The organism is Arsenicitalea aurantiaca (assembly GCF_003994485.1).
Classification (GTDB): Bacteria; Pseudomonadota; Alphaproteobacteria; order Rhizobiales; family Devosiaceae; genus Arsenicitalea; species Arsenicitalea aurantiaca.
This window is the reverse complement of sequence record NZ_RZNJ01000002.1, coordinates 16,603-32,539: the sequence shown is the minus strand read 5'-3', so window position 1 is coordinate 32,539 and position 15,937 is coordinate 16,603. Positions and strand designations below refer to the sequence as shown.

Genomic DNA, 15,937 nt, shown 5'->3' with positions numbered 1-15,937 from the left:
GGCACCTAGGAGCGGACATTGCCGCCTGCCGAGCAAACAACTGGATAGAGGTGGACAGGACCGGCACGTCTGGCAACGCATAGGAACCTAGCGCTCATCCGGGCCTTACCACCATCACGTCGCAGTCCACCTTGCTCATGATCTCCTCTGCCGTACTGCCCAGGATCGCGCTCAGCAATCCGGTTCGCCCTTCCGAGCCCACCACTACGAGATCTACCCTCCAGTCGGAAACATAGTGGCCCAGGTTGCGGGCGACCTGTCCCATTTCGGCGATGACATTGATCTCATCGGCAGCCTCTCCGAGAACGGACTTTACCCACTTCTGTGCGTTCGCTGTTTCGCTGGCGCGAAGATCGCGTTCCACATTGTCGAGATTGTCCAGTTTATCGGCATAGGGCACGTCGAAGCCGTAAAAGATGCTGACATTGGCCTGTCTGAAAGCGCCCGCAGCAAACATCATCGCGTGACGGGACACGTCCGTCAGGTCACTGGCGACGACTATATTCCGATAGGGACCCGCGACGCGACGCTTCACGGCGAGGACTGGGGCTTGGGAATGCTTGGCGATTTCAGTGACCATACGGCCGATCTTGTCAGCCCCGTAGGTTTCGTCATGAGCAATGCCGGTAATGATCAGATCGGAGCCGGCCTGCTGAGCGGATTCCGTTACCAGTGTATACGGAGCGCTGTTTTTGACGACCAGAGAGCCACGGACATTCGACCAGCCGGGAAACTCGGTTTCGAGCTTCCGTCGGGCGATTGCAACAGGATCTGGCGACCGCCGCCACGTCGGACCTTGCACCCAGAAGGCGTATTGAGTGTCCTCGACCGCGTGGACCAGTTGCACCTCCGCATCCCATTGCTGGGCCAAAGCAATGGTGCGATCGAACGCACGGTCACTGCGCGCGCTGAGATCGGTTGCAAGGGTGATCTTTCGCGGTAGGGAGAACTCGGTCATCAAGCAATCCTTGGTCGTTGAATGGCGGCGCGTCGTCCGCCGTGGGGAAGCCCTGCCCCCCACGGCAGTGTTCCGTTAGTCGGCGCGGTCCTGCAGCTCCTCCGGAACAGTTTCCAGCGTCAGCGGCACCGTGTGAGCGGCGTAGCTGGCAAACGTTTCCCGTTCCAGGCTTTCGGTCAGGAGCCGCCTGTGGTAAGGGGCGTCGAAGATGCCCATCCATTCATCGATGCTGTTGTCCTGCTGGAGGAAGTAGCGGTCCCCCCCATGACATGAGAGGCAGTCCCGGAGATAGAGTTCCTTACCGTCGGCTGGTAGGCCGGCAAGCATCGATGCCACGTCGGAACCGGCCGGCTCGGCGGGCAGGTTGAGAGAAAGATAATCGGCCAGCGCTGCCAATGCTTCGGAGGGTTCAATGCCCTGGAGTTCGGCCTGCCAGGCCTGGGCATCGAGGTCTTTTGCGACCACCGCCTCGAGAGTGGCTGTGTCGCCCTCGACCCACTGGGCAAGGTTTTCCTTGGGTCCAGGCGGAAGCGCCGCCGCCGGGTTTGCCTGGGCTGGCGCAATAACAAGCATCACCGACACAACGAGTGCTGAGAAGCGGCCAAATCCAAACCACCGGTGCGTGGCGTGTCCGTTGCAGGTCATCGGGTATCCTCCATCTTGGCTGGGCGAGTGCGCTGTCGTTTCATTCCAAGCGTGCCATGCTAATCGTATATTGGGCCTAAAGGATTGACCTGTGTCAAATCTTCGAGATACCCACGATACTAATGTGAGGGTCAAATCCGGCGATTGCGACGAATGGGAGATGGATGAAAGTCAGGGTAAGAGGCGGGTTCAACCCCTGGTTCGGTCCGGCGCCTTCATATGACGGCGAAACCGGGCTCGTGCCCCGGACCATCGCCATCCTGGGAGATGACACGCCGGGCATCCGAGCGGTTTTCGAGCAGGAGGAAGGTGCAATGGTCGCGGCCGGTGACCCGCTGTTCACCGACCGTCGCCGGCCCGAACTGCGTCATGTCGCCCCGGCCGCGGGCATCATCACCGAGATAAGCCGTGGACCGCGCCGGAGTTTGGACCGGCTGGTCATCACCCTGGACATCGACAGCAAGGCTCCTCGAACCTTCATGGTCCCCGACCGGCTGGACCGGAATGCACTGGTCGCGCTGATGATCGAGGCGGGACTGTGGATCGGTCTTAGGACCCGTCCTTTCGGACGCATTCCCGCGCCTGCGGACCAGCCTGAGGCGCTGTTCATCACCGCCATCGACACCCGCCCGTTGGCGCCCGATCCATCCGCCGTGATCACGCCACGCCGCCTCTGGTTCGGGCGCGGTCTGTCCGCCCTGCGCCTCCTGACGTCGGGCAAGACCTATCTCTGTCATGGTGAGGGGGCGGTGATGCCATCGGTGGATGGCGTGGTTCCGGCACGCTTTGCCGGCCCCCACCCGGCGGGACTTGCTGGCACGCATATTCATCATCTCCACCCCGTCGGTGCGCGGGGCACCGTATGGCATCTCGGCTACGAGGAGGTGATCGCGCTGGGGCACCTGCTTGAAACCGGCATCATCTGGCAGCGCCGGGTGGTCGGCCTGGCAGGCGACGGGGTCAGGCAAGCGGTACTGCTCGAAACCGTGCCCGGCGCCGATCTGCATGAGCTATTTTCCGGCCGCCTGGTGGAGGCGCCGGTTCGGCTGCTGTCGGGCTCCCCCGTCGATGGGCGGGTCGGGCGCTATCTGGCGCGCGGCCACCAGCAGGCTTCAGCCTTGCGCCATGCGCCGGTGCCCGAGCGCTCGACAGGGCTCCGTCACGCTGCCGACTGGCTCATGCGGGGAAGCGGCGCCGTGATCCCCAATCGATTGCAGGAAAGCGCGGCGCCACCCTTCCTCCTTCCAGTGCCGTTTCTGCGCGCCATCAGCGTCGGCGACACCGAAACCGCCCGCCGGCTGGGGGCACTGGAACTGATCGAGGAAGACCTGGCACTGCTGGCTTACGCAGACGGCGGCAAGGCCGATTTCGGTCGCATGCTCCGCAATGTCCTCGATGCCCTGGAGGCGGAGCGATGATGCCGTCGCGCCTGACGCCGCTTGCCACCCATCCGCTGCTGCGCGGGCAATTGCCCGTGCTGGCGGGGCTGGCGCTCCCCCTGTTGTGGAGTGTCTGGGGGGACGGCCCCGCTGTGTTGGGCAGGGTCGCACTGGTCGGCGCCATCGTGCTGGCCTGGCAGGTGGTGTTCACCCGCATTCGCCGTCAGGGATTTGGCCTCGAAGGCATCTCTGCTGCCATCATCATCGCCCTGCTGGTACCGGCAACGGCGCCGGTGTGGCAACTGGTTCTCGGCACGACGTTCGGCGTGGTCATAGGCCTCCTAGTGTTTGGTGGCTATGGCCGCAACATCCTCCATCCTGCCGTCGTGACCCTGGCCTTTTTGATGTTCTCCTTTGCCGGCGAGGGCTATCGGGAGGCTTCGGCATTGCCGATCTGGACGCTGGTGCCGGCGCTCTTGCTCCTGACCGTATCGGGCCAGGCCAACTGGCGCGTTCTGGCCGGCGCGCTTCTGGGGCTGCTGGGGCTCGGCTGGCTGCAGGCAGTTCCCGAAGCGACCGATCTCGCGCAAACCGGTCTCTTCTGGCTGGTGCTGCTGTTTCTCGTGGCCGATCCCGTCGCCTCCGCAGCGACCGATTGGAGCCGGCCTTTCCATGGACTGCTGTTCGGGGTTCTTGCGACCCTCTTCCTCCAGACCGGCACGGCGATCAGCACGCTGGTATTCGCTGCCCTGATGGCGGCGATCTTTGCGCCCCTGCTCGACGCCATGGCGATCGCCGTCAACGCCAGGATAAGGGAGCGTCGTCATGGCTGAGGCTCACCGACCCAATCCCTGGCGGCAATTCCTCGACCGACCCAATACAGACCGCACAAAAACGGTGGGCATCGCCCTGCTCGTCGCCGTGGTCTGCGGCTTGTCGGTGTCGATCGCGGCCGTGGCCCTGCGCCCCCTGATCGCGGCCAATGTCGTGGCCGAGCGGCAGGCGCTGATGAGCGCCATGCTGGCCGGTCTCCCCGGGATCGGGGAAATCCTCGAGGAGGCCGGAGCCGATGCTGCGGAAATCGCCATCGTCGATCTCGGTAGCGGCACCTTGGCGGATACCATCGACCCAGCCGACTTCGACCAGGCAGCCATCGCGGCGGACCCCGCGACCAGCACCGCCCTCGATCGTGCCGAAGATCTGGCAGGCATCGGCCGGCGCGAGAACCTCGCGCAGGTCTACATGGTGCGGCGCGACGGCGAACTGGCGCTGGTCGTGCTGCCCATCTACGGCAATGGCTACCAGTCCACCATCCGCGCCTATCTGGCGCTGGAGGCTGACCTGCAGACCGTGGCCGCCTTCACGGTCTACGAGCAGGGCGAAACCCCCGGTCTTGGCGCCCGCATCGCCGAACCCGCCTGGCAGGCCCAATGGGCCGGAAAAACCGCCTCCCGCGATGGCGAAGTGGTGATCGAAGTGGTTCGTGACGGGGCCGAGGGCCCCCATGAGGTAGATGGCATTTCCGGCGCCTCCGTCACCGGCTACGCGGTGACAGACATGATCCATTTCTGGCTCGGCCCGATGGGCTTCGGGCCTTGGCTCGACCGCCTGCGGCAGGGAGAACTGTGATGCTCAAAAGCCTCCAGGTGATCACCGACCCGCTGCTCGACAAAAATCCGGTATCCGTCCACATTCTGGGCATCTGCTCTGCCCTGGCCGTCACCACTTCGGTTGCAACGGCGCTGACCCTGTCACTGGCGCTGATCGTGGTGCTGACCGTGGCGGCCGGCCTCATCAGCCTTATCCGCCACCACATTCCAACTTCGATCCGGCTTATCGTACAGATCACCATCATCGCCTCGCTGGTGATCGTCGCCGATCAGTTGTTGCAGGCTTTCGCCTATGAAATGAGCCAGCGCCTTTCGGTCTTCGTATCGCTGATCGCCACCAATTGCATCGTCCTCGGGCGCACCGAGGCCTTCGCCCTGCATAACCGTCCCATGCCCTCCATGCTCGACGCCCTGGGCAATGGTGCCGGCTATGCCCTGGTGCTGCTGGTCGTCGCTTCTATCCGCGAGCTCTTCGGGGCCGGTACGCTTCTGGGATATGGCGTCTTGCCGCTCGTCGCCGACGGCGGCTGGTACCAGCCCATGCGGCTCATGCTGCTGGCGCCCAGCGCGTTCATCATCCTCGGCCTGCTGGTCTGGGCGGTGCGCAGTCTTCGCCCCGTCCAGCAGGAGACTCGCGAATTCGTCCCCTATGAGCCCGAACGGCAGGTGCAGCCATGATCGAGCTGTTCCAGCGGGCGATATTCGAGGAAAACCTGGCGCTCTCCTTCTTCCTGGGCATGTGCACCTATCTTGCCGTGTCCAAACGGCTTGACACCGCCCTTGGCGTTGGGGTGGCGCTGATCCTCGTCCAGTCCATCAGCGTGCCGCTCAATCATCTGTTGCACGCCCATCTGCTCAGCGCCGGGGCCCTCACCTGGCTGGGCCTGCCCGATGTCGATCTCGGCTTCATGCGCCTGCTCACCTTCATCGGCATCGTGGCCGGTCTGGTGCAGGTGATCGAGATGCTGCTCGACCGCTACATGCCGGGCCTTTACCGGTCGCTCGGCATCTATCTGCCGCTCCTCGCCATCAACTGCGCCATCATCGGGGGAAGCCTGTTCATGGTCGAGCGGCAATATGACCTGGCCGAAAGCGCCGTTTATGGCGTGGGCACCGGCATCGGCTGGGCATTGGCCATCGTCACCCTCGCCGCCATCCGCGAACGGCTGCGCTATGCCGATATTCCCAAGGGCCTTGAAGGGCTAGGAATGGCATTCATCGTCACCGGGCTCATATCAATGGCCTTTTCGGCCTTTGTCGGGGTGCGGGTGATATGATCGACATCCTGCTCGGGCTCCTTTTCCTTTCCCTGCTGCTGGTCGCGCTGGCACTCGTATTGCATAGCGCCCGGCAAATCCTGCTGCCGGCGCGCCCGGTGACCATTACCGTCAATGGCGGGCGGAGCGTCCCTGGCGCGGCCAATCTCAAGCTGCTCGATATCCTCAATGCCAATGGCATCGCCGTGCCCTCCGCATGCGCAGGTGCCGGAACCTGCGGCCTTTGCCGGGTCAGCGGCCTCGAGGGCGCCGGTGCACCGCTCCCCACCGAAGCCGCCCGCCTTTCGCCCGCCGAACTGCGCGGCGGCACGCGTCTCGCCTGCCAGATCGTCGTGCGTCATGACATGGGCGTCACGGTGGACGAAGCCATGCTCGATGTGTCGACCATGGTCTGCAAGGTGCACTCGGTGCGCGCCCTCACCCCGCTTATCCGCGAAATCGTCCTCACGGTTCCGGATGATGCCAACTTTGATTTTACCGCCGGGGGGTTCGTGCAGGTCACGGCGCCGCCTTACGAACTGCCGTTTACCGAACTCGATATCCCCCAGGACCACCGGGCCCAATGGACCAGCATGGGGCTGGACGATCTCGTCGCCCGGAGCGCCGAGCCCGTATCCCGCGCCTATTCCGTCGCCAGCCGTCCGGCCGATAGAGGCTTGATCGTCCTCAATATCCGTCTCGCTACGCCGCCCCCGGCACTGCCCAATGCACCACCCGGAGCCGTTTCCTCCTGGCTGTTCGGTCGCCAGCCGGGCGACCTGGTCGAACTTGCCGGCCCCTATGGTCATTTCGGCGCGCAGGACACGCAAAAGGAAATGGTCTTCATCGGTGGCGGCGTCGGCATGGCGCCGCTGCGCGCCATCATTGCCGACCAGCTCGAACGGCTGGGCACCACCCGCAAGATCAGTTTCTGGTATGGCGCGCGCTCCCGCGCCGAACTGTTCTATGTCGAGGAATTCGACGATCTGGCGCGCCATTTCCCCAATTTTACCTGGACGCCAGCCCTGTCCGACCCCGCCTCGGGTGACCACTGGCAGGGGGCTACGGGCTTTGTTCACGACGTGGTCTATGATGCCTATCTCAAGAACCATGCAGCGCCCGAAGACTGCGAATATTACCTTTGCGGCCCTCCGCTTATGATCCAGGCCGTCTATGCCATGCTCGACGATTGCGGCGTCGAGCGTGACGCCATCTTCAACGACGATTTCGGGATCTGACCATGACGATCACGCGACGGCAGGTTTTATCCGGTCTGGCAGGTTTGGGCGTGCTGGCGGCAGTGCAGGCCAGCGGGGAGGAGACCATCCGCCTTTCGGGACGCGCCTTCGGCACCGGATGGTCGATTCTTCTGCCGGGCGGCATCGATGAGCGGCTTCCTGGCGAGATCGTGGACATCCTCGATCGCGTCGACCGCGCCATGAGCCCCTTTCGGGCCGACAGCGAGATTTCCGCTTTTAATTGCGCTGCTGCCGGCGCCTTTGCGGCGGGGCCCGATCTTGCCAGGGTCTGCGCGGAAGCCCTGCGCATCGCAGCGCTGAGCGATGGCGCCTTCGATCCGACAGTGGGCCCCCTCGTCGGCCGCTACGGCTTCGGCCCGATCAGGGGCGGGCGCGTGGGTGATTACACAGCGCTGTCCTGCTCCAGCCTCACCCTTGGCAAGGCGGATGCTGCGCTCTCGATGGACCTTTGCGGCATCGCCAAGGGCTACGCATTGGACCTCGTCGCCGCTCATCTCCGTCACGCCGGACATCGCCATTTCCTGATCGATATCGGCGGGGAACTCCTGGCGTCGGGCCAGCAAACGGGCAGGAATGGCTGGCTGGTGGGCATTTCCGATCCGCTCGACGGCGGCATCCACACCCAGTTCGCCGCGTCTGATCTTGCCATCGCCACTTCGGGCGACGCCATCAATGCCTATGAGACCGCCGGACGGCGCTACAGTCACCTCATCGACCCCCGGTCGGATCAACCGGTGCACACCAGGCTCGCCTCGGTATCTGTGGTCGATCGCTCGGCCATGACCGCGGATGGGCTCGCCACCGCCCTTTTCGTCCTTGGACCCGATAGGGGCCCCGCATTTGCAGAACGGCACGGACTGGCGGCGCTGTTCCTCCTGCGCAATTCCGAAGGCGGCGTCGAAGCCGTCTCCAGTCGCGCTTTCACCGCGCTCGTTCACGCATAGGACCCCGTCATGCAGACCATGATCGCCGCTACACTGCTTGCCGTCCTCGCCGTTGCCGCCCTCGGCCTGGGCCTGGTCTTTGGGCGTCCGGCGCTCAGGGGCTCCTGCGGCGGCATTGTCTGCGGCGGCGCCTGCCATGCCTGCCCCAACCGAGAAGAGGATCGGGCATGACCGAATTGGCCTTGCCGCGCGTTGGCGATGTCATGAAGACCGATCTCGTGACCCTCGCGCCTGGAATTGAAATCGTGCGCGCCATTTCCATTCTGATGGAGACCGGAGTTTCCGGCGCATCCGTTCTCGATGCGGAAGGCGAACTGGTCGGCGTCCTGTCCAAGCGCGACTGCCTCAAGGCCGCGCTCAGCGCCTCCTATTATCGCCAGTGGGGCGGGACGGTCGCAGACTACATGACTCCCGATCCCCAGACCATGGAAGCGGACCTCGACCTCGTCAGCGCCTGCGAGGTCATGATCGCAAGTTCATTTAGACGCTTCCCGGTGCTGCGTAGCGGGCGTTTCGTGGGCCAGGTCAGCCGGACCGATGTGCTGCATTCACTGAGCAGCCAGTGGCGGTAGACGGTCATGCTGAAAGGATTGCGCTGCCCATAGCCGGACTTGAAATGCATTACCTAGTCGTTCTTGGCCGAAGAATGCCCAAATGACCAGCAACCCGATGGGGCTAATACTCCCTCCGCAAGTACGGTGGAGACGGCGACTAGCGACCCCGCTCGTCTGAGAAGGTCGAACGATAGGTTTTTTATTCAGAGTCAGCTGCAGACGAAACGTTTTTCTGCCAGCGGCCTGGCGCATGGCGAGGCGGATGCGGGCTCCGTTCATAATAGCTGTGGCAACAGTTTTTTCATCAGCGGCTCTCCATCTACCGCGCCCCACACTGTCCGGTACCAGAGCCCAAATGACGACTAATCCACTAAGACGAGAACGCCCGCCGAGCGGGTAGTGAGGGATAGCCGGCCCAAATGGGCCAGTAGCGCGCAAGTATGCTGGTGGCTGCTTTCCAATGTCTGTTGTCAGGAGCGGACAGACCGCTTTCGGCCCCGATTGCGCCGTTACTGCGGTAACCGGATCCCTGACTGGACGGCTGGCATGGGGTGGTTTTCGGACGGTCAGCAATTCGGCGGCGAACTTGGGAAACCAGCTGTTCGATCCGTAATGCGCTTCGACGCATGCTTAGCACGGCAGCCGGCTCTGCCCGCAGTCACCAAACTCCTGACCGTCGTCTACCGACCTGGACGGGTTCCGGTGCCCTGGAGTGCCTGGATCAACTGCTCTGGTGTCTCCGCCGAGCGGAAAGCGTCCACCACATTTCCATCGCGCAGTTCCCTGACGATGTCGCCAATTCGCGCCACATCCTGAGGGGGGCCATCGGGAGAGAGGAAAGCGATAACGATGTCGACGTCCACATTGTCAGGTGTCGGAAATTTGCACTTCTGCTTCAGCACCGCCACCGCTGCAGCAGGTCGCTTCAAAGCAGCCATTTTGCCGTGGGGAAGCGCGATGCCTTTGCCGATGGCCGTGGAGCCAAGCTTTTCCCGTTCAAGCAGTGGTTCGGCATAGCCAGGCGGTTCCCCTCCCAAATCGGCTGCAAAACATTCCGCCAGCAGGTTGATGACTTCGCGACGCTTGCAGTCCGGTACGTCGATCAGAACGCGGCCAAGAGACAGCAGCTCAGACAGGGCCATTGGTATCACCGTTGTTCATATTGGCGCCTCCATACAACGTTCGAAAATGAAAAGCGATCAGCCGATCCAACCCGTGAATTGGACTCATCGCTCGCGCGTTGATAGGTTTTGCATTCGTTCCCCTTGGCCGCAGCATGCTCGATACCGCTGCGGCCTCTTTTTGCGCTAGTCCCGGGCATCTTCAGACCCGGGCGCGGCGATGACATCGCACTGCGCGCCAGCCAGAACCTCGCCCACAGTGCTGCCCATTAGAAATCTTGCGAAGCTTCCACGTCGGCTTGAGCCAAGAACGATCAGATCGGCCGCGATCGATGCGGCTTCCTCAAGCACTGCTGCCGCAGGAGGGGCCTTGCTTGTTCTTGCGCGGACTTTTCCTGACAGGCCGCACCGATCGATGAACACATTCAGATCGTCTATCGCCTTGGCTTCTGCTGCGACGGAAATCCGTTCAACCTCTTTCGCATCGACACCCGCATAGGTGACCATCGTTTCGTTGAGCGGGCTGTAGGCATGGAGCACGGTCAGATGATCGACAGGGATAAGGTCCAAGCGTTCGATGTGCCCCATCGCCTCCACGCATGATCCGGAAAGGTCAGATGCCATAAGCCCGCTGGCGTATTCCTTTGAACCAGACCTCGCAACGAGCACAGGACATCTCGTTACTGCGACAACCGCTTCTGGTGCCGTAGCGATCAGGGTTCCCATTGCCCACCCGATCGATGGTGCCATGACGACGAGATCAGGGGCGATTTGCTTTACAGCTTCGAGAATGGCTTCGCTGGAATATGCGGCTCCACTTATCACCTCGACCGGGGCCGAGGGGCCGCGCTCTGCGATGCGGCGTTCAATGCTATCCTTGATTGAGGGGCGCTCGGCATCCGACAGCTGGCGATCGTCCATCGTTTTGACGACGATGAGGCGACCCTTCCAGCGTCTGGCCAGTGCCGCTGCCCTGTCGACGGCGTTCCAGTCATCACCTTCCAATGAAGCAATGGCCAGAATGGAGAGAGCTTCTCGCTCGTTGAGGCCCCTTTGCATTGTCATGTCACATCGCCTGTGCATCGGAAATGGGTGTGCGTATTCATCCGCTGCCAGTCCTCTTCTTGATCCAGTTCCAGATCTCTCCGCCGCTCAGGAAAAGGGGGATGTGAGGTTGTGATTCCATCTGATCGACGGCCAGGCCAACCTCCTTGATCTCGCCCTGCGTGCCGATGTCGCGAACGACGAGATCGACACTGCCACAATTGACCCTGTCGCCAACCTCGGCGGTACCGCCAAGGCGCTGTTTCATGAAGTCGGCGATCGAATGGTCCAGATGCTGTTCCGGCACCGCCCGCAGACCATAGGCATCGACCAGAGCCGAGACGGGCTTGGCCGGATCGAGGCTGAACTTTCCGAAAAAGTCTGCATCGTCTTGCGTCAGTTTCTTGGGGCTGGCGAACAGGCGGTCGAGAAGGCGCACATATTGCGGAGCGATGAACATATACACGAGGTCGCCCTCCTGCAGGCGGCCTGCAAACTGATAGCGCATCGAGCGGCCTTCCCGCACAACAAGCGAAGGTCTTGCCCATCGCGGAAGCCGCTCGCCCTGCAGCACGGGACTATCTTTGACCACGCGGTAGACGATCAGTTCGTGGTCAGCCCTGCCTGGCAGGTCGAGGCCCACGCGCTCGACCGGGCCGATCCTCGCAGGCACGATGAGCCCGAGCCACCTCGCCATCGGGCGGATCGTCCAGCCTTGCAGCAAGAGCGAGGTAAGAACGATGATATAGGCGGCGTTGAAGAGCTGCTGGCCGTTCTCCAAGCCTCCGGCGAGTGGGATGATGCCCAGCAGGATGGAGACCGCTCCGCGCAGGCCCACCCATGAGATGAAGGCGGTCTCGTTGCGCTGGTAGCCGAAGGGCAGAAGGCACAGCCATATCGCCAGTGGTCGGCATATGAAAGTCAGCCCGATAGCCACGGCGATCGCCGGCAGCGCGATGTCGAGGAACTCTGACGGCGTGGCAAAAAGGCCTAATGTCAGAAACATCGCGATCTGCGCGATCCAGGTAAGTCCTTCGAGAAAGCGCCGCAACCCGACATGGCCGGTGATCCGCATGTTGCCGGCTACCAGCCCCGCCACAAAGACGGCTAGGAAGCCGCTGCCGCCCAGCATCCCGACAAGACCGAAGAGACAAATCGCCGCCGAAACGACGCCGATGGGATAAAGCGCTCCCTCCAGCGTGATGCGCTTCGCCGCGGCCACGATGATGTAGCCGCCCGCTATGCCCATGAGAATGCCCAGCCCCATCTGGACGACAAAGCCATAGAGCAGGTCCTGCCAGAGAGCGCCAGGCGCCTCCTGTGAAAGAATAAGTTCAAGCAGCATGACGGTCAGAAAGATGGCCATGGGATCGTTCGAGCCGGATTCCACTTCCAGCGTCGAGCGAACATTGTCGCGGATCGTGATGCCGCCCACGCGCAGCAGGAAGAAGACGGCTGCGGCATCCGTTGAGCCGACGATGGCACCGAGCAGGAAGGACTCCAGCCAGGGCAGGCCGAAGACGTAATGTGCAACCACGCCCACAAGTCCGGCGGTCATCGCCACCCCCAGCGTGGCGAGGGTGATGGCGGGGGCAGCCGCCTGGCGGAACGAGCGCAGCTTCGTGTCGAAACCCGAATCGAAAAGAATGATGGCCAGGGCCAGGCTGCCGATGAAATAGGCTGACTCGGCATCGTCATAGGAGATGCCAAGCCCACCCTCACCCGCGAGCAGGCCGATGCCGAGAAAAACTAGGAGCAAGGGCGCACCGAACCTGAACGCCAACGCGCTGGTCATGACTGACACAAGGACGAGGCCTGCTGCTATCAGGAAGGCGGGGAAAATCAGGTCAAGCATCGGTAGCGGTGTGGCCTCCTCCGATCAAGCTAGTCGGCCGGGAAGTTGCCCAAGCCGTTCAAATTCACGAGCTCCTAACGTGAACCAGGACCACGAGAGTTCGTCAGGTGTTCGCTTCTTGATGCTTTAACGGGTCGGCAAGCGCAAGACAGGCGCACAGCTTTGGCTTCGCCAATTGCCTTTCGAACGGCTGGTTTCGGGTCACGGTAATCTAGGCTGGAAAAGGCCGCAATTGCGTCGGCAGCTGAATGGCGGCTTTCTTCGGCTTTCAGCCAGAACCGGCCAGTCCGCTTTCGGCCCCGGTCGCGCCGTTGCGTTAGTAATCTAGATCTTCTGACCGATGGGATTTCCGAACCTTTATGACCATATCGTTGCGCATTGTAAGCAAGCGGTTCATGCATCCTGGCTCTGCAGCAAGCGCTATCTCATGCCCGGGTCCAGTTGAAACAGCCGATGGGCAGTAGGGAGTTACTTACCAGCAGAGCCCCATGGCGATAGAAGTCCGATGAATTTCCGCCTGAGGCCATGTCCACCGCCCACATCTGCCCCGACGCATCGGAGCCAATAATTCTGCCGTTCGCTGCGCGAATGGCGGCAACGACCTGCTGTTCGGTAATGTCGGGCCGGAACAGGACCACCACCTGCGATTGGTCAGGTGGCGGCAGAGCAGAAAGCGGCCCGGCGATGAGCGTGGCAGCCACAAGGCTGTGGGGCGAACTCATCACGTGACGCCTGCTGTCCGACCCACCCCGGCGCACCAACCAGCCGATGAACGTGGGCACAAGGCCGAACACTCCGAACCAGAGCAAATCCCAGAACAGCGGATTGTCTACGTCCATGCGGATGCGGTGAATGCCGAGGATCCAATGCGACAAGATGCTATCGACGATGTGCCAGGCCCCAAATCCAATCAGGGCATTGGCAAACAGGCGGCGGTCCGCGCCCGCAGCCGGAAATTCCTGTCGCGATCGCCAGAGTAGCCAAATGCCAATCCCGGCGACGACGTACATTAACCCGTGAAAGATGCCGTCCCATAGAATAAGAACGCGAATATCCTGCCGCGCCTGCTCGACCCCACTTAGCAGGTGATGCCACTGCAAAATCTGATGCAAAAGGATGCCATCGAAGAAGCCGCCGATGCCGAAGCCAAGAGTGAGGCCCGCCCACTCGAACTGGCCTGAAAATTGGCTTCCTCTCCGTGTCACTGTCGCATCGGTCATGGATCGCCCTCGTGGTGCCTGAAGGACAAATATGCGACGGAGCCTCCAGGTTCCGGCAGCAGGCAAGTGGCGATCATTCCCTAATGTGAGCTACACGAGCCGGTTCGAGAGGGGCCTCGTGAGAGCGGCGCGAGAGCTGCGAACGAAGCTTCGCGACGCATCGGCCGCAATTCTGCGCAGGCACTGGTGCACCCTCCCTGCCCGATCCAGCATCCCTGATGATGTCGTTGGTCGGACGCGCTGCGAGCGATGGCTTGGTGGCCGCTGTCTAGAGCCCAGGATCGACAAACATGATCGATTACCGGAAGTCGGTTCTCTCAAATATCCTCCTGAAAACCAAACAGACCGATGTCAGCCCCTTGCGACCGCTCTTCTGTTTGCATGGGCTGCCGGGTATGAGGCCGCCGTAAAGCATGAGTTCGACGCAAGCGCCATGGCAGGCCGGATGGAACCCTAAGCCAACCAGCTGTCGCCAGTCGGAAAACTATAGGACGATCAGAAACTTGGGGGCTGAACACCAAATGATGGCAGTCATCAGGTCCGGAGAGTAAAGGCACGGAGAGACCGCTTACGGCCCTCCTGGCGGCAGGTGAGGTGCTCAGCCTGATCCGCATAACCCTCGAAAACAACGAGAAAATCCGGCCGGAGCCGGATCGGGAGAACGCTTTCGCGATGGCAAGTGGCGGAGGGGATGGGCCTGAACTCCAACCTTCTTTTGTGGATGCCGCTCGGTTTGCAAGGAATTTCTGATCTTCTGGACATGTGATCGAGTGCGGTCTTTTGTCAGGCCTGTTCGTGCGGCTGACTGACGCCGCTGGCCGGGATGGTGATGCGCGGAGCGGGGCCACATCTCCAACAGCGAGCTCGAGGCTCGGAGAAGGTTTCTGGTTTGCCCGACCCGGATCATGTCGATCATTTGCCCATGCAGATCATGTCTTCCTCACAACTCGGTGGCCCGAGAGCCCATTCGGTGCCCGATCAGGCGCCGATTAGCACCGGGCCGCGATAGCTTTCTCCGCGCGTCAGCATCGCCCAGATGCCGCGCGCCATCTTGTTTGCCAGCGCGACCGCGACGACCGGGATCGGTTTGCGCTCCAGCATCCGCGCCAGCCACGAGCCCTTCGGCGCCCCGCGGCGCGAGGCCCAGCGGATCACGGCGGTCGCCCCTATCACCAGCAACCGCCGGATGTCGCGTTGCCCCATCTTCGAGGTCTTCCCCAGCTTCTGCTTGCCGCCGGTGGAATGTTGCCGCGGCACCAGGCCGAGCCAGGCGGCAAAGTCCCGGCCACGGCGGAACTGCTCCATCGGCGGCGCGAAGGTCTCGACCGCGAGTGCGGTGATCGGCCCGACACCCGGCATCGTCTGCAGCTGGCGCGGCATTTCAGCTTCGTTCGACATGGCCGCGATCCGCGATTTCAAGGCGTTGATCCGGTCGGTCAGGCGGGCGATCTGCTCGAGAAGCATCCGGCAGATGTCCCGCGCGAGTTCCGGCACGTCGGTGTCGGGATCGTCGACGACCTTGGCGAGGCGCTGCAGGTAGCCGATTCCTTCGGGGGCGACATGTCCGAACTCGTAGAGATGCGAGCGCAGCGCGTTCACGGCTTCGGTGCGCTGTTTCACGAGCTGCTCGCGTGTGCGAAACGCGACGGCGCGCGCCTGCTGGTCGGCGGACTTCGGCTCCACGAAACGCATGGTTGGGCGCAGCGCCGCCTCGACGATCGCCTCGGCATCGGCGGCGTCGTTCTTCTGCCGCTTGATGAACGGCTTGACGTAGTGCGGCGCGATCAGCCGGACCTCGTGCCCGTGCCGCGCCATCTCCTGCGCCCAATGGTGCGCGCTGGCGCAGGCCTCCATCGCCACGAGGCACGGCGGCTGGTCCGCCATGAACCGCGCGAATTGCGCCCGCGACAGCCTCTTGCGGAACAGGACCGATCCGTCTGATGCCGCCCCGTGAACCTGGAACACGTTCTTTGCCAGATCGACGCCGATGATGCTAGTTTCTCCCATGGATGCCCTCTCCTACAGCTTGTGCTTCGACACCACGAGCTTGGCACATCGCGATGCCGTCAGGGGAGAGCGGCATCCACCCCAT

At 62.5% G+C, this 15,937-nt stretch carries 16 protein-coding genes; 9 read left to right on the top strand and 7 right to left on the bottom strand.

Annotated elements, in window-relative coordinates; genetic code table 11:
* Positions 1-94: 94 nt before the first annotated feature.
* On the bottom strand, positions 95-958 hold the full coding sequence (locus tag EMQ25_RS04480; RefSeq protein WP_127187379.1) for a universal stress protein: 864 nt from the start codon (positions 956-958) through the stop codon (positions 95-97).
* Positions 959-1,033: 75 nt separating this feature from the next.
* On the bottom strand, positions 1,034-1,603 hold the full coding sequence (locus EMQ25_RS04475) for a c-type cytochrome (RefSeq protein WP_127187378.1): 570 nt from the start codon (positions 1,601-1,603) through the stop codon (positions 1,034-1,036).
* Between the two features lie 164 nt (positions 1,604-1,767).
* Between EMQ25_RS04475 and EMQ25_RS04470 the strand changes: the two genes are divergently transcribed.
* Genes EMQ25_RS04470 through EMQ25_RS04435 form a run of 9 tightly spaced genes read left to right on the top strand, consistent with a single transcriptional unit; the run spans position 1,768 to position 8,623 of the window.
* Positions 1,768-3,021 (top strand): NADH:ubiquinone reductase (Na(+)-transporting) subunit A, encoded by a 1,254-nt coding sequence (locus tag EMQ25_RS04470; protein ID WP_127187377.1) that lies wholly within the window; start codon positions 1,768-1,770, stop codon positions 3,019-3,021.
* A complete protein-coding gene (locus EMQ25_RS04465; RefSeq protein ID WP_127187376.1) occupies positions 3,018-3,815 on the top strand; it encodes an RnfABCDGE type electron transport complex subunit D in 798 nt (265 codons plus the stop codon). The genes EMQ25_RS04470 and EMQ25_RS04465 overlap by 4 nt, the downstream gene beginning before the upstream one ends.
* Positions 3,808-4,611 (top strand): NADH:ubiquinone reductase (Na(+)-transporting) subunit C, encoded by an 804-nt coding sequence (gene nqrC / locus EMQ25_RS04460; protein WP_127187375.1) that lies wholly within the window; start codon positions 3,808-3,810, stop codon positions 4,609-4,611. The genes EMQ25_RS04465 and nqrC overlap by 8 nt, the downstream gene beginning before the upstream one ends.
* Entirely contained in the window at positions 4,611-5,270 is a 660-nt protein-coding gene (locus EMQ25_RS04455) for an NADH:ubiquinone reductase (Na(+)-transporting) subunit D (protein WP_127187374.1), read from the top strand. The genes nqrC and EMQ25_RS04455 overlap by 1 nt, the downstream gene beginning before the upstream one ends.
* The gene (gene nqrE / locus EMQ25_RS04450) at positions 5,267-5,869 is read left to right on the top strand and encodes an NADH:ubiquinone reductase (Na(+)-transporting) subunit E (RefSeq protein ID WP_127187373.1); all 603 of its coding nucleotides are present in this window, start codon (positions 5,267-5,269) and stop codon (positions 5,867-5,869) included. The genes EMQ25_RS04455 and nqrE overlap by 4 nt, the downstream gene beginning before the upstream one ends.
* A complete protein-coding gene (nqrF, locus tag EMQ25_RS04445; protein ID WP_127187372.1) occupies positions 5,866-7,086 on the top strand; it encodes an NADH:ubiquinone reductase (Na(+)-transporting) subunit F in 1,221 nt (406 codons plus the stop codon). The genes nqrE and nqrF overlap by 4 nt, the downstream gene beginning before the upstream one ends.
* A gap of 2 nt (positions 7,087-7,088) precedes the next feature.
* The gene (locus EMQ25_RS04440) at positions 7,089-8,051 is read left to right on the top strand and encodes an FAD:protein FMN transferase (protein ID WP_127187371.1); all 963 of its coding nucleotides are present in this window, start codon (positions 7,089-7,091) and stop codon (positions 8,049-8,051) included.
* A 9-nt stretch (positions 8,052-8,060) separates the two neighbouring features.
* The gene (locus EMQ25_RS18170) at positions 8,061-8,222 is read left to right on the top strand and encodes a hypothetical protein (RefSeq protein ID WP_192895633.1); all 162 of its coding nucleotides are present in this window, start codon (positions 8,061-8,063) and stop codon (positions 8,220-8,222) included.
* Entirely contained in the window at positions 8,219-8,623 is a 405-nt protein-coding gene (locus tag EMQ25_RS04435) for a CBS domain-containing protein (RefSeq protein WP_192895632.1), read from the top strand. The genes EMQ25_RS18170 and EMQ25_RS04435 overlap by 4 nt, the downstream gene beginning before the upstream one ends.
* Before the next feature lie 662 nt (positions 8,624-9,285).
* Here the strand turns inward: EMQ25_RS04435 and EMQ25_RS04430 are convergent.
* The 5 genes from EMQ25_RS04430 to EMQ25_RS04410 form a co-directional block, all read right to left on the bottom strand.
* On the bottom strand, positions 9,286-9,747 hold the full coding sequence (locus EMQ25_RS04430; RefSeq protein ID WP_127187370.1) for a PTS sugar transporter subunit IIA: 462 nt from the start codon (positions 9,745-9,747) through the stop codon (positions 9,286-9,288).
* Between the two features lie 165 nt (positions 9,748-9,912).
* The gene (locus tag EMQ25_RS04425; protein WP_158625951.1) at positions 9,913-10,791 is read right to left on the bottom strand and encodes a universal stress protein; all 879 of its coding nucleotides are present in this window, start codon (positions 10,789-10,791) and stop codon (positions 9,913-9,915) included.
* A gap of 37 nt (positions 10,792-10,828) precedes the next feature.
* Complete coding sequence (locus EMQ25_RS04420) at positions 10,829-12,625, bottom strand: potassium/proton antiporter (protein ID WP_192895631.1); 1,797 nt, start codon at positions 12,623-12,625, stop codon at positions 10,829-10,831.
* Positions 12,626-13,050: 425 nt separating this feature from the next.
* Complete coding sequence (locus EMQ25_RS04415) at positions 13,051-13,845, bottom strand: DUF2243 domain-containing protein (protein ID WP_127187368.1); 795 nt, start codon at positions 13,843-13,845, stop codon at positions 13,051-13,053.
* A gap of 978 nt (positions 13,846-14,823) precedes the next feature.
* The gene (locus EMQ25_RS04410) at positions 14,824-15,852 is read right to left on the bottom strand and encodes an IS110 family RNA-guided transposase (protein WP_127187367.1); all 1,029 of its coding nucleotides are present in this window, start codon (positions 15,850-15,852) and stop codon (positions 14,824-14,826) included.
* Between the last annotated feature and the right edge of the window lie 85 nt (positions 15,853-15,937).